Origin of the sequence: Jatrophihabitans sp. (genome assembly GCF_036388195.1) — a bacterium.
Lineage (GTDB): Bacteria > Actinomycetota > Actinomycetes > Mycobacteriales > Jatrophihabitantaceae > Jatrophihabitans_A.
In genome coordinates this window covers 1-12,816 of sequence record NZ_DASVSG010000064.1, presented here as the reverse complement: position 1 = coordinate 12,816, position 12,816 = coordinate 1, and the positions used below count along the sequence as shown (strand labels likewise).

Sequence of the window (12,816 nt, the reverse complement as noted above, 5' to 3'; positions counted from 1 at the left end):
CCCTCACGCGGCGTCGCTGCATCAGGCTTTCGCCCATTGTGCAATATTCCCCACTGCTGCCTCCCGTAGGAGTCTGGGCCGTGTCTCAGTCCCAGTGTGGCCGGTCGCCCTCTCAGGCCGGCTACCCGTCGTCGCCTTGGTGGGCCGTTACCTCACCAACAAGCTGATAGGCCGCGGGCCCATCCCTAGCCGAAAAACTTTCCAGGTCAGAAGATGCCTTCCGATCTCATATCCGGTATTAGACCCGGTTTCCCGGGCTTATCCCAGAGCTAGGGGCAGGTTGCCCACGTGTTACTCACCCGTTCGCCGCTCCGTCATCCTCCCGAAGGAGGAGCGTCGCTCGACTTGCATGTGTTAAGCACGCCGCCAGCGTTCGTCCTGAGCCAGAATCAAACTCTCCGTGAATGTTTTATGACTGAGCCGCTTTAGCGGCGTTGTCGACACAGATAAGCTACCGAAGTAGCCATTTGATCGCTGACCAATCCGAGCTGGTATTGCTCGTATCAATCAAAGAAATTCGTACATGAGCATCAGCCGAAGCCGATGATCACAGACGAGGTTGTGCTTTTTATGGCACTAACTTTCGGCACACTGTTGAGTTCTCAAGGAGCGGACGCTCACCATTGAGAGCCTCTCGGCTCACTCCGGGGCAACCTGTGTAACGCTAGTCGGTCCGTTTCGCGGAGTCAAACTGACCCGCTCGGCCCGCGCGCCCTACCAGTCTAGCTCGATCCGAAGATCTGCTACCTGGGGGCATCCCATGCTAGTCGGTCCGTTTCGCAGAGTCAAAATGCCCTGCTCGGCCCGCGCTCACCAGTGTAGCTCGCGATCCGAGGACCCTGCCACCTGGCGGCCTGCCCGGCCGGCTCCCTGCTCGAGGGCTCCGTTCGCCGTGCGGTCAGAACACTAACCCAGGCCCCTGACAAGGTCAAATCCCGGGTCCCGGGGCTTTGCAGCCGCCAGCTGTTCGGCGCTGACGGTCGCTGACCAGCGGTTGGTTCAGTTGTTCATCGGGCCCAGGGTCGCAGGTCGGCGCTCATTCCGGCTCGGCGGAGACCCGGACCACCTTCCGCTTGCCGACGGCGAGCAGCCGACCGGCCACCTCGGCCGCAGGCAGCTCGTAGCCACCCTTCGCCACCGGGGCGCCGTCGATCTTGACCGCGCCGGCGTCGATCAGCCGCCGGGCCGCCGAGGTGCTGTCGGCGAGGCCGGCGGCCGTGAGCAGGGCCGGCAGGTGCACCGGATCGGTCAGCCGGGTGCTGAAGGCCGGCGCATCGGCCTGGAGCTGGTGATCGCGGAAGATGGAGTTGAACCGGTCCTCGGCGGCGGCCGCGGCCTCGGCGTCGTGGTAGAGCGTGACGATCTCGCGCGCCACCCGCCGCTTGGCCTGGTTGGCACGTGCCCCGCCCGCCGCGACCTCGGCGCCGATGGCGCTGACCTCGGCGGGATGCAGCGTGGTGCACAGGGTCGCGTACTGCTGCACGACCGAGTCCGGGATCCGCATCAGCTTGCCGAACTGCTCGCTGGCGGGCTCGGTGAGCGCCACGAAGTTGCCGAGCGACTTGCCCATCTTCTCCACGCCGTCGATCCCGACCAGCAGAGGGACGGTGAGCACCGCCTGGGGCGGCTGCCCCTTCGCCTTCTGCAGCACCCGGCCCACCAGGTTGTTGAAGGTCTGGTCGGTGCCGCCGATCTCGATGTCGGCAGCGATCTCGACCGAGTCGATGCCCTGCAGCAGGGGGTAGAAGAACTCCGACAGGGTGATCGGGACGTTGCCGGCGAACCGCTTGGCGAAGTCGTCACGCTCCAGCAGCTGCGCGACCGTGAGCTGCCGGGTGTAGTCCAGCAGCTCCCCCAGGCCCATCGACGCCAGCCAGTCGGCGTTGTCGCGGATCTCGGTGCGCGCCGGATCCAGGATCTTCATCAGCTGGTCGAAGTAGCCTCGGCTGTTGGCGATCACCTGCTCGGCGCTCTGCGCGGACCTGGTCGAGGTCTTGCCGGACGGATCGCCCACCTGCCCGGTGAAGCCGCCGACCACCAGCACCGCCACATGCCCGAAGTCCTGGAACTGCCGCAGCTTGCGCAGCACCACCGCGTGGCCCAGCGTCAGATCGGCGCCGCTGGGATCGATGCCCAGCTTCACCCGCAGCGGCCGGCCCTCCGCATGAGCCGCCCGCAACCGCTCGGCCAGCCCGGTCCGGGGCAGGATCTGGGCCGTCCCGGCGGCGAGCACCTCGTACGCCGACCGCAGCTGCGGCGGCAGCGATTCGATCAGCGACTGCGGTTCTTCGGGTTCGGTGCTCACGGTGCTTCAGTCTGCCGGGTGCCGGCAATCCGTTTCCGCCCGCCCGGTCGGTAGGCCGAGACGCTGGGCTCGTCGGGCAACCAGAACCGCCACGGATGCTCGGCAGCGGCCGCCACCCCGACCCGCGGGCCGGTGCGGTAGCCGGCCGGGCTTGCGGTGGCGCCAAGGCCGGTCAGCCGGACGGGCGAGCGCGGATCGAGCAGGTCCAGCCCGGTGTGCTCGCCGTTCAGCCCGAGCACCCGAGCCAGCCGGGCCGGGCCGCTGGCCAGCTTCGCCGCGCTGAGCCGGGACGTGCTGCTGGCCAGCGTGCGCGCCTGCGCCACCTCGGCGCCGTCGAGGATCTCCGCCGCCCGCAGCAGCACCGCGGCGGCGGCGCCCGGCCGCCCGCAGGTCACGTTGGCGCACCAGTGCATGCCGTAGACGAAGTAGCAGTACAACCGGCCCGCCTCGCCGAACATCACCGCATTGCGCTTGGTCTGGCCCCGGTAGGCGTGCGAGGCGGGGTCCACGGAGCCCTCGTAGGCCTCCACCTCGGTGATCCGGACCAGCACCGGCGGGCCGCCGACGATGCTGCACACGGTGGCGCCCAGCAGAGCCGGCGCAACCTGCACCGCCGGCCCGGCCAGCAGCTCCCGATCGATGCTCACCCCCGGGCGCCTTCGCCGGCCGAGAGCTGGCCGGCCCACTCCTGGCAACCGGCCAGCACGGCGCGCAGCCGGTCCAGCTGCTCGGTGACCCGGGCCGGGGCGGTGCCGCCGCGAGCAGAGCGGCTGTTCAGCGAACCGGCGACGGTCAGCACCGACCGCACCTCGGGGGTCAGGTGCTCGGAGATCGCGGCAAAGTCCTCGTCCGACAGCTCGATCAACTCCATTCCTCGGGCCTCGCAGACCCGGACGCACTCCCCCGCCAGCTCGTGGGCGACCCGGAACGGCACGCCCTGCCGGACCAGCCACTCGGCCACGTCGGTGGCCAGCGAGAAGCCCTGCGGCGCCAGCGACTCCAGCCGCGCGGTGTCGAAGACCAGCGTGGCGACCAGGCCGGTGAGCGCCGGCAGCAGCAGCCGCAGGTTGTCGACCGAGTCGAACACCGGCTCCTTGTCCTCCTGCAGGTCCCGGTTGTAGGCCAGCGGCAGCCCCTTCAGGGTCGCCAGCAGGCCGGCCAGGTTGCCGATCAGCCGGCCGGCCTTTCCCCGGGCCAGCTCCGCCACGTCCGGGTTCTTCTTCTGCGGCATGATCGAGGAACCGGTCGAGTAGGCGTCGTCCAGCGTCACGAAGGAGAACTCCTTCGTCGCCCACAGGATGATCTCCTCCGCCAGCCGGGACAGGTCCACCGCCAGCATCGCGGTCACGAACGCGAACTCGGCCACCACGTCCCGGGCCGAGGTGGCATCGACGGAGTTCTCTGCCGCCGAGTCGAAGCCGAGCTCGGCCGCCACCGACTGCGGGTCCAGGCCCAGCGAGGAGCCCGCCAGCGCGCCGGAGCCGTACGGGCTGACCGCGGCGCGGACGTCCCAGTCGCGCAGCCGGTCGACGTCGCGCAGCATCGCCCAGCAGTGCGCCAGCAGGTGGTGCGACAGCAGGATCGGCTGCGCGTGCTGCAGGTGGGTGCGCCCGGGCATCGCCACACCCAGGTGCCGCTCGGCCTGCCCGGCCAGGGCGGCCACCAACGCGCACAGCTGCCCGGCCAGCTCGCGGGCCTGCTCGCGCAGGTACATCCGGATCAGGGTGGCGATCTGGTCGTGGCGCGAGCGGCCGGCCCGCAGCCGGCCACCGAGCTCCGGCCCGGCGCGCTCCACCAGCCCGCGCTCCAGGGCGCTGTGCACGTCCTCGTCCTCGGGACCGGGCCCGAACGCGCCGGACCGGACGTCGGCGGCCAGCGAGTCCAGCGCCGTGAGCATTCCGGCCAGCTCGTCGGAGGTGAGCAGCCCGGCGCGGCGCAGCACCCGGGCGTGGGCCTTGGAGCCGGCCTGGTCGTGCGCGGCCAACCGCCAGTCGAAGTGGGTCGACAGCGACAGCGCCGCCAGCGCCTGGGCCGGGCCGCCGGTGAACCGGCCACCCCACAGCTGGCCTCCCGGCCGGTCGCCGGGAGGCTGCTGGGGATCGCTCACTTGCCCAGTCGCTGCTGCCGCCGCGCCGCGATCCGGCTGGGCAGGCCCCAGAGCTGGACGAAGCCCTTGGCCAGGCTCTGGTCGAAGACGTCGCCGGTGTCATAGGTGGCCAGCTCGAAGTCGTACAGCGACCCCTCGCCCCGCCGTCCGGTCGGCACCGCCCGGCCACCGTGCAGCCGCAGCCGGATGTCGCCGGTGACGTACTGCTGGGAGGCGTCGACGAACTCATCCAGCGCCTGCCGGAGCGGAGAGAACCACAGCCCGTCGTACACCAGCTCCGTCCAGCGCTGCTCCACCGAGAACTTGAACCGCCGCAGGTCCCGCTCGACCGTCAGGTCCTCCAGCTCCTGGTGTGCGGTGATCAGGGTGATGGCGCCGGGGGCCTCGTACACCTCGCGGCTCTTGATGCCGACGAGCCGGTCCTCGACCATGTCGAGCCGGCCCACCCCCTGGGCGCCGGCCCGCGTGTTCAGCTCTTCGATCGCCTCCAGCACGGTCACCGACCGGCCGTCGATCGCGGTCGGGACGCCGTTCTCGAAGCTGATCACGACCTCGTCCGGCTCCCGGGCGACGGTCGGGTCCGCGGTGTAGGAGTACACGTCCTCGATCGGAGCGTTCCAGGGGTCCTCCAGGAAGCCGGTCTCCACGGCGCGTCCCCAGAAGTTCTGGTCGACCGAGTACGGCGAGCGCTTGGACTGATCGATCGGCAGGCCGCGGTCCTCGGCGAACTGGATCGCCTTGTCCCGGGTCATGCCGCTGTCGCGGATCGGGGCGATCACCTTCAGGTCCGGCGCGATGGCCCCGATCCCGACCTCGAACCGCACCTGGTCATTGCCCTTGCCGGTGCAGCCGTGGGCCACCGTGTCCGCGCCGTACCGGGTGGCCGCCAGGGCCAGGTGCTTGGCGATCACCGGCCGCGACAGCGCCGAGACCAGCGGATACCGCTCCAGGTACAGGGCGTTGGCCCGCAGCGCCGGCAGGCAGTACTCCTCGGCGAACTCGGTCTTGAGGTCCAGCACCACCGACTCGACCGCGCCGCAGTCCAGCGCTCGCTGCCGGATGGTGTCCATGTCCTCGCCGCCCTGGCCGACATCGGCGGCCACGCAGATCACCTCGGCGCCCGTCTCGGCCCCGATCCAGCTGATCGCCACCGAGGTGTCCAGGCCGCCGGAATAGGCGAGCACTACCCGCTTGGTCATCGAATATCTCCTCTTTCACGTGTGCTGTGTCTTGAAGCGCTGTATGGGGGGTCAGGTGCTGGTGGACAGGTGGAGCAGGCCGGCGGCCAGCGCCGGGCCGCCGGCCGGGTCGCGGCTGATCACCACGATGGTGTCATCGCCGGCGATGGTGCCGAGCACCTCCGGCAGGCCGGCCCGGTCGATGGCGCTGGCCAGGAAGTTCGACGCGCCGGGCGGGGTGCGCAGCACCACCAGGTTCGCGCTGCCCTCGGCCGACACCAGCAGCTCGCCGAGCAACCGCGCCAGCCGCTGCGGCGGCGCGTCGCGCACCTGCCGGGCCGCCAGCGGCGCGCCGTCCTGCGGCACCACGTACACCGGCTGGCCGCCGTCGGGGGTGCGCAGCTTGACCGCTCCCAGCTCGTCGAGATCCCGGCTGAGGGTCGCCTGGGTGACCGGCACGCCGGCATCGGCCAGCAACGCCGCCAGCTCGCTCTGCGAGCGCACCGGCTGCTCCGACAGCACGGTCAGGATCCGGGCATGCCGGGCAGCGCGGCTGGGCAGGTCGTGCTGCTGGCCCGCGGGAGCCCGCTCGGTACGAATGCTGCGCGCCATCATGACCTCTCCAGCAGCCAGGTGAGCAACGCCTTCTGGGCATGCAGCCGGTTCTCCGCCTCGTCCCAGACCACGCTCTGCGGCCCCTCGAGGACCTCGGCCGAGATCTCCATGCCCCGGTAGGCAGGCAGGCAGTGCAGCACGATAGCACCGGGCGCGGCGCGCTCCAGGGCCTGCGCGGTGATGGCGAACGGCCGCAGCAGGTCCTCCCGGCAGGCCTCGTCCAGCTCGCGTCCCATCGACACCCAGGTGTCGGTGATCAGGACGTCGGCGCCCTCGACCGCGGCCACCGGATCGGAGGTGATCAGCACCGAGCCGCCGGTGCCGGCCGCCAGCGCCCGGGCCTGGTCCACGACCACCGGATCGGGTGAGTACCCGGCCGGCCCGCCGATCCGGACGTGGATGCCCGCCGCGGCGCTGCCGAGCAGGTAGGAGTTGCCCATGTTGTTGGAGGTGTCGCCCACATAGCTCACCGTCAGGCCGGCCAGCGTCCCCTTGTGCTGCCGGATGGTCTGCAGGTCGGCCAGGACCTGGCAGGGATGGAACGTGTCGGTCAGGCCGTTGACGACCGGCACCGAGCTCGCCGCCGCCAGCGCGGTCAACCGCTCCTGCTCGAAGGTGCGCCACACGATGCAGGCCACCTGCCGGTCCAGGACCCGGGCGGTGTCCTCGATCGGCTCGCCGCGATCAAGCTGGCTGACCTTGGACTCGATGATCAGCGGGTAGCCGCCCAGCTCGGCGATGCCGACGCTGAACGAGACCCGGGTCCGGGTCGAGGGCTTGTCGAAGATCACCGCGACTGCCCGCGGGCCGGCCAGCGGACGGCGGGAGAACCGGTCGGCCTTCAGCTCGTCCGCCAGATCGAGCACCTCGATCAGCTCGTCCGGGCTGAGGTCGTCATCCCGCAGGAAGTGCCGGGTCATGTCAGGGCGGCCGCCTGTTCGGTGTGCACCGTCTCGAACGCGGCCCGCAGCGCCCGCAGCGCCTCGTCGATCTCGGGCTCGGTGACGATCAGCGGCGGCGCCAGCCTCAGCACATCCGGCCGGACCGGGTTCACCAGCAGGCCCCGCTCGCGCGCCGCCCGCTCGATCGCCGGGGCGCAGGCGGAGGTGAGCGCCACGCCGTACCACAGGCCGCTGCCGCGCACCTGCCGGATCAGCGGGCTGTCCAGCCCCCGCAGGCCCGCTTCCAGCACCGCTCCGCACCGGCGGACGTTCTCCAGCAGGCCGTCGGCCTCGATGGTGTCCAGCACCGCCAGGGCGGCCGCGCAGCACACCGGGTTGCCGCCGAAGGTGCTGCCGTGCGCGCCGGGGGTGAACAGCTCACCGGCCTTGCCGAAGCCGATGCAGGCGCCCATCGGCAGGCCGCCGGCCAACCCCTTGGCCAGGGTCAGGATGTCGGGGACCACGCCGGCCGCGATGCTGGCGAACCACTGCCCGGTCCGCCCGATGCCGGACTGGACCTCGTCCACGACCAGCAGCGCGCCGGCCGCGTCGCAGATCTCCCGCGCCGCCCGCAGGTAGCCCTGGGGCGCCGGCACCACGCCGCCCTCGCCCTGGGTCGGCTCGAGGAAGAGCGCCGCGACTGTTTCGTCCACCGCAGCCCGCAGCGCCGGGACGTCGCCGTACTCGACGAAGGTGACCGGCCCCGGCAGCGGCTCGAAGGGCTCGCGCTTGGCGGGGTTGCCGGTGATGGACAGCGCCCCCATGGTGCGGCCGTGGAAGCCGTTGCCGGTCGCGACCAGCCGCAGCCGGCCACCGGTGGGATCCACCGACCGGCCGTAGAGCCGGCTCAGCTTGATCGCGCACTCGTTGGCCTCGGCCCCGTCGTTGGTGAAGAACACTCGCGCGCTCGGGTCGCCGACCAACGACTGCAGCCGCTCGGCCAGCCGGATGCCGGGCTCGTGGATCAGCAGGTTGGAGGTGTGGGCCAGCGTCGCCACCTGGTTGCTGACCGCTGACACGATCGCCGGGTGCGCGTGGCCCAGCGCCGAGACCGCGATGCCGGCCACGAAGTCCAGGTAGCTGTTGCCCTCGACGTCGGTGACCCGGACGCCCTGCCCGGACGCCAGCGCCAGCGGCGGGGTGCCGTAGCTGTCCATCATCACCCCGGCCCAGCGCTTGGCCAGCAGCTCGCTGGTCACGACGCTGATCCTGATGCTGCTCCTGATGCTGCTCCTGATGCTGATCCTGGGTGGGCCTCGTCGGCGTCCGGGCCGGCCGGGCCCGCGTCTGGCAGCACCATGGTTCCAATCCCCTCGGTGGTGAAGATCTCCAACAACAACGCATGCGGCGCCCGGCCGTCCAGCACGGTCGCCGAGGGTACGCCGGCCTGGACCGCTCGCAGGCATGCGTCCATCTTCGGCGCCATCCCGGCGGCCAGGGTCGGCAGCAGGGCGGCGAGCCGGCTGGCCCGGATCTCGGCGACGACCTCGCTGCTGTGCGGCCAGTCCGCGTACAGCCCGGGGACGTCGGTGAGCACGATCAGCTTCTCCGCGCCCAGCGCCGCGGCCAGCGCGGCAGCGGCGGTGTCGGCGTTGACGTTGTAGGACAGCCCGTCCGCGCCCCGGGCCACGCTGGCGATGACCGGGATCCGGCCGGCGTCCAGCAGCGCGGTCACCGCGCTGGGGTCGACGGCTGCCACGTCGCCGACCTGGCCGATGTCGACCGGCTGCCCGTCGACCAGCACCGGCCGCCGCTCGGCGCGGAACATCCCGGCATCCTCGCCGGACAGGCCCACCGCGAAGGTGCCGTGGTCGTTGATCAGGTTCACCACATCGCCGTTGACCTGGCCGGTCAGCACCATCCGCACCACCTGCATCGCTTCGGGCGTGGTGACCCGCAGGCCGCCGCGGAACTCGGTCGGGATGCCCAGGCGTTGCAGGTGCTCGGTGATCTGCGGGCCGCCGCCGTGCACGATGACCGGCCGGACGCCGGCGTAGCGCAGGAACACCACGTCCTGGGCGAAGCCGGCCTGCAGCTCGGGGGCGGTCATCGCGTTGCCGCCGTACTTGATCACCACCACCTTCCCCGAGAAGCGCTGCAGCCAGGGCAGCGCGTCGATCAGGGTGGCGGCCTGCTGCGCGGCCACCTCGGCGGAGACCACCGGCTTGGCCCGGACTGCCGGCTGGCTCATGTGGAATATGCCGAGTTCTCTTCGACGTAGGTGTGCGAGAGGTCGTTGGTGCAGATGGTCGCGGTGTCGCTGCCGGCGTGCAGCGCCACCTCGATCCGGATCTGCCGGCCGGTCAGGTCGACCAGGTCCCGGCTGTCGCCGGCAGCCCCGGCCCGGCACACCTCGACGCCGTTGATCCGGACGTCGAGCTGGTCGGCCTCGAACACCGCCGTGGTGGTGCCGATCGCGGCCAGCACCCGTCCCCAGTTGGGGTCGTTGCCGAACAGCGCGCACTTGAGCAGGTTGTTGCGGGCGATCGCGCGTCCCACCTGGACGGCGTCGTCCTCGCCGGCCGCGCCGGACACCACGATCTCGACCTCCTTGGTGGCGCCCTCGGCGTCGGCGAGCAACTGCCCGGCGAGGTCGGCGCACACCGCGCGCACCGCCTCGGCGAGGTCGGCCGGTTGCGGCCGGACCTGCGAGGCGCCGCTGGCCAGCAGGGCCACCGTGTCGTTGGTGGACATGCAGCCGTCGGCGTCCAGCCGGTCGAAGGTGGTGGCCACCGCGTCCCGCAGGGCGGCATCGGCGGTGGCCGGGTCGGTCACGGCATCGGTGGTCAGCACGCAGAGCATGGTGGCCAGGCTCGGCGCCAGCATGCCGGCGCCCTTGGCCATCCCGCCGACCGTCCAGCCGTCCGGGTGGCGCACGACGGCGGTCTTGGCAACCGAGTCGGTGGTGCGGATCGCCTCGGCGGCATCCGGGCCGCCGGTGGGCGACAGGGCGGCCACGGCCTGGTCGATGCCCGGCAGCAGCTTCTGCATCGGCAGCCGCTCGCCGATCAGGCCGGTGGAGCAGACCAGGACATCGGCGGCCCCGATCTCGAGCAGCTGGGCGACCCGCTCGGCGCTGGCGTGGGTGTCGGCGAAGCCGGCCGGCCCGGTGCAGGCGTTGGCGCCGCCGGAGTTGAGCAGCACCGCCCGGGCGATGCCGTCGGAGACCACCTGCGCCGACCAGAGCACCGGCGCGGCCTTCACCCGGTTCGCGGTGAACACCGCCGCGGCCGCCTGCAGCGGGCCGTCGTTGACCACCAGCGCCAGGTCCGGCCCGGCTTTCTTGAGGCCGGCGGTGATGCCGGACGCCCGGAAGCCCCGGGCCGCGGTGACGGTCACGGAGCGATCCCGTTGGCCGACAGGCCGGTGGCCTCGTCCAGTCCGAGCATCAGGTTGGCGTTCTGGATCGCCTGGCCGGCCGCGCCCTTGCCGAGGTTGTCCAGCGCGCTGGTGAGGATCACCCGTCCGGAGTCGGAGTCCACCGCCGCCTGCAGCTGCACCGAGTTCGACCCGAAGGTCGCCGCGGTGTGCGGCTGCCGGCCGGCGGGCAGCAGATGGACGAACGGCTCGCCGGCATAGGCCTCGCGCAGCACCTCGCGCACCTGCTCGACCGCTAGGCCCGGCGAGCTGGGCCGTGCGGTCACGGTGGCCAGGATGCCGCGGGCCATCGGCGCGAGCACCGGGGTCATCGACAGGCTGCGGGCGCCGGTGGCCTGCAGGATCTCCGGCACGTGCTGGTGCGCGCCGACCTTGTAGGGCGACAGGTCGGCCATCACCTCGCTGCCCAGCAGCGAGAGCTTGGCGGACCGGCCGGCGCCGGAGGTGCCCGAGGCCGCCACCACCACGACGTCCTCCGGCTCGACGATGCCGGCGGCGATCAGGGGCGCCAGCGCCGCGATCACCGCGACCGCGTAGCAGCCGGTGTTGGCCACCCGGTCGCTGGCCGCGATCGCGGCGCGCTGGCCGGGCAGCTCCGGCAGGCCGTAGGTCCAGGATCCGGCGTGCTCGCCGCCGTAGTACCGCTGCCAGGCTGCCGGGTCGGCCAGCCGGAAGTCAGCGCCCAGGTCGACGATCCTGGCCTGCGCCGGCAGCTGGGCGGCCAGCGCCGCCGAGGCGCCGTGCGGCAGCGCCAGGAACACCAGGTCCGCAGCGCCCAGCACCTCGGCCGAGCTGTCGCTGAAGACCAGGTCGCCGTAGCTGACCAGCTGCGGATGCAGGTCGGTGACCGGCTGCCCGGCGTGGGAGTGCGCGGCGGCCGCGATCACCTCGAGATCGGGATGGCCGGCCAGCAGCCGGAGCAACTCGCCACCGGCGTAACCACTCGCGCCCGCGACGGCGACGGCAACTCCCATGCGAATGATTATGCATGAGAGCGCAAGAGAATGCGAAACCTCTCAGCCGCGCAGCACCGCCGCCACCCGGGCGCCGGCCTCGGCGACGGCGGCATCGCGGGCGGCCGTCGCCTCCTCCACCGTCAGCGTCCGGTCCGGGGCCCGGAACCGCAGCGCGAACGCCAGCGACTTCAGGCCGGCGCCGAGCCGCTGGTCATCGGCATAGACGTCGAAGAGCCGGACCGCTTCCAGCAGCTCCCCGGCGCCGTCGCGGACCGCCGCCAGCACGTCCGCGGCCGGCGTCTGGGCGGGCACCACCAGCGCCAGGTCGAGCAGCACCGGCGGGTAGCTCGACAGGACCGGCGCCTCAGCCGGCCGCGGCGCCGGCAGGGCGTCGAGGTTCAGCTCCATCGCGCAGGTGCGCGGCGGCAGGTCCAGCGCCGCGATCACCCGCGGGGTCAGCTCGCCGGCGGCGCCGATCACCGTGCCGTCCACCAGCAACTTCGCGCACCGTCCCGGGTGCCACGGCGTCACCTCGGCCTTGCGGACTTCCAGCTCCACCCGCGCCAGCCGGGCGGCCAGCCGGGCGGCTTCGATGGCATCGGCCCAGCCCGCCGGGCGGCCCGGCCCCCACCAGCCGGGCAGCTCCAGGTCACCGGCCAGCACGGCGGCCAGGTGCCGGGGCTGGACCGGCACGGTACGGCTGATCGCGGCCAGCTCGGCATCGGTCGGCCGGTGCTCGACGCCCGGCCGCGGCGCGGGCTCCGTGGACTCGGCCGGCAGGTACACCAGGCCCATCTCGAAGATCGCCAGCTCCCGGTTCCCCCTGCCCAGGTTGCGGCCGAGGTTGGCCAGCAGCCCGGGCAGCAGCCACGTGCGCAGCTCCGGCTCGGTGTCGGAGATCGGGTTCGCAAGCCGCAGCGCCTGCCGGCGGCTGTCGTCGGCCGGCAACCCCAGCAGGTCCGAGACGGCCGGGGACGCGAACGGGTAATTGATCACCTCGGTGTAGCCGGCCTCGGCCATCGCCCGCGAGATCGACCGGCGCAGCCGCTGCTCGGGGGTCCAGCCGCGCCCGGCCGGCGAGCGTGGCAGCACCGAGGGGACCTTGTCGTAGCCCTCCAGCCGGACGACCTCCTCCACCAGGTCGGCGGGGTCGGTCAGGTCCGGACGCCACGCGGGCGGGGTCACCGAGAGCAGCTCCGAGTCGTGCTCGGTCACCTCGTCGCTCACCGTGCAGCCGACCTGCTCCAGCCGGCGGCGGACCGTCCCGGCCGCGATCGGGATGCCGGCCACCTCGTCGGGCAGGGACGCCCGCAGGGTGATCCGGGCCGGCGCCGGC

11 protein-coding genes and 1 rRNA gene are annotated in these 12,816 nt (G+C 72.2%); all 12 read right to left on the bottom strand.

The window, feature by feature from the left end; genetic code table 11:
• A 16S ribosomal RNA gene (locus tag VF612_RS06675) occupies window positions 1-405 on the bottom strand; the annotation flags it as partial.
• 631 nt (window positions 406-1,036) lie between these two features.
• A complete protein-coding gene (gene tyrS / locus VF612_RS06670) occupies window positions 1,037-2,305 on the bottom strand; it encodes a tyrosine--tRNA ligase (RefSeq protein WP_408659070.1) in 1,269 nt (422 codons plus the stop codon).
• Window positions 2,302-2,946 (bottom strand): DNA-3-methyladenine glycosylase, encoded by a 645-nt coding sequence (locus VF612_RS06665; protein ID WP_408659071.1) that lies wholly within the window; start codon window positions 2,944-2,946, stop codon window positions 2,302-2,304. Before VF612_RS06665 ends, tyrS begins: the two co-directional genes overlap by 4 nt.
• 2 nt (window positions 2,947-2,948) lie before the next feature.
• Window positions 2,949-4,412 carry an argininosuccinate lyase gene (argH, locus tag VF612_RS06660; protein ID WP_408659069.1) on the bottom strand — a complete coding sequence of 488 codons (1,464 nt, stop codon included), beginning with the start codon at window positions 4,410-4,412 and terminating at the stop codon, window positions 2,949-2,951.
• Entirely contained in the window at window positions 4,409-5,611 is a 1,203-nt protein-coding gene (locus VF612_RS06655; protein ID WP_408659068.1) for an argininosuccinate synthase, read from the bottom strand. Before VF612_RS06655 ends, argH begins: the two co-directional genes overlap by 4 nt.
• Window positions 5,612-5,662: 51 nt before the next feature.
• Window positions 5,663-6,205, bottom strand: a complete 543-nt coding sequence (locus tag VF612_RS06650; protein WP_408659067.1) for an arginine repressor — start codon at window positions 6,203-6,205, stop codon at window positions 5,663-5,665.
• Window positions 6,202-7,125 carry an ornithine carbamoyltransferase gene (gene argF / locus VF612_RS06645; RefSeq protein WP_408659066.1) on the bottom strand — a complete coding sequence of 308 codons (924 nt, stop codon included), beginning with the start codon at window positions 7,123-7,125 and terminating at the stop codon, window positions 6,202-6,204. The genes VF612_RS06650 and argF overlap by 4 nt, the downstream gene beginning before the upstream one ends.
• Window positions 7,122-8,345, bottom strand: a complete 1,224-nt coding sequence (locus VF612_RS06640) for an acetylornithine transaminase (protein ID WP_408659065.1) — start codon at window positions 8,343-8,345, stop codon at window positions 7,122-7,124. The genes argF and VF612_RS06640 overlap by 4 nt, the downstream gene beginning before the upstream one ends.
• Window positions 8,342-9,337 carry an acetylglutamate kinase gene (gene argB / locus VF612_RS06635; protein ID WP_408659064.1) on the bottom strand — a complete coding sequence of 332 codons (996 nt, stop codon included), beginning with the start codon at window positions 9,335-9,337 and terminating at the stop codon, window positions 8,342-8,344. The genes VF612_RS06640 and argB overlap by 4 nt, the downstream gene beginning before the upstream one ends.
• Window positions 9,334-10,485: a bifunctional glutamate N-acetyltransferase/amino-acid acetyltransferase ArgJ gene (gene argJ, locus VF612_RS06630; protein WP_408659063.1), complete on the bottom strand. Its 1,152-nt coding sequence runs from the start codon at window positions 10,483-10,485 to the stop codon at window positions 9,334-9,336. Before argJ ends, argB begins: the two co-directional genes overlap by 4 nt.
• The gene (argC, locus tag VF612_RS06625) at window positions 10,482-11,498 is read right to left on the bottom strand and encodes an N-acetyl-gamma-glutamyl-phosphate reductase (protein WP_408659062.1); all 1,017 of its coding nucleotides are present in this window, start codon (window positions 11,496-11,498) and stop codon (window positions 10,482-10,484) included. Before argC ends, argJ begins: the two co-directional genes overlap by 4 nt.
• A 42-nt stretch (window positions 11,499-11,540) precedes the next feature.
• A partial coding sequence (locus tag VF612_RS06620; protein ID WP_408659061.1) for a phenylalanine--tRNA ligase subunit beta occupies window positions 11,541-12,816 on the bottom strand: 1,276 nt, incomplete at its 5' end.

Bases quoted from the DNA above. Each gene is read 5' to 3' on its own strand.
- VF612_RS06655 (WP_408659068.1), bottom strand. From the start codon at position 5,611: ATGACCAAGCGGGTAGTGCTCGCCTATTCCGGCGGCCTGGACACCTCG.
- VF612_RS06650 (WP_408659067.1), bottom strand. From the start codon at position 6,205: ATGATGGCGCGCAGCATTCGTACCGAGCGGGCTCCCGCGGGCCAGCAG.
- argF (WP_408659066.1), bottom strand. From the start codon at position 7,125: ATGACCCGGCACTTCCTGCGGGATGACGACCTCAGCCCGGACGAGCTG.
- argB (WP_408659064.1), bottom strand. From the start codon at position 9,337: ATGAGCCAGCCGGCAGTCCGGGCCAAGCCGGTGGTCTCCGCCGAGGTG.
- argC (WP_408659062.1), bottom strand. From the start codon at position 11,498: ATGGGAGTTGCCGTCGCCGTCGCGGGCGCGAGTGGTTACGCCGGTGGC.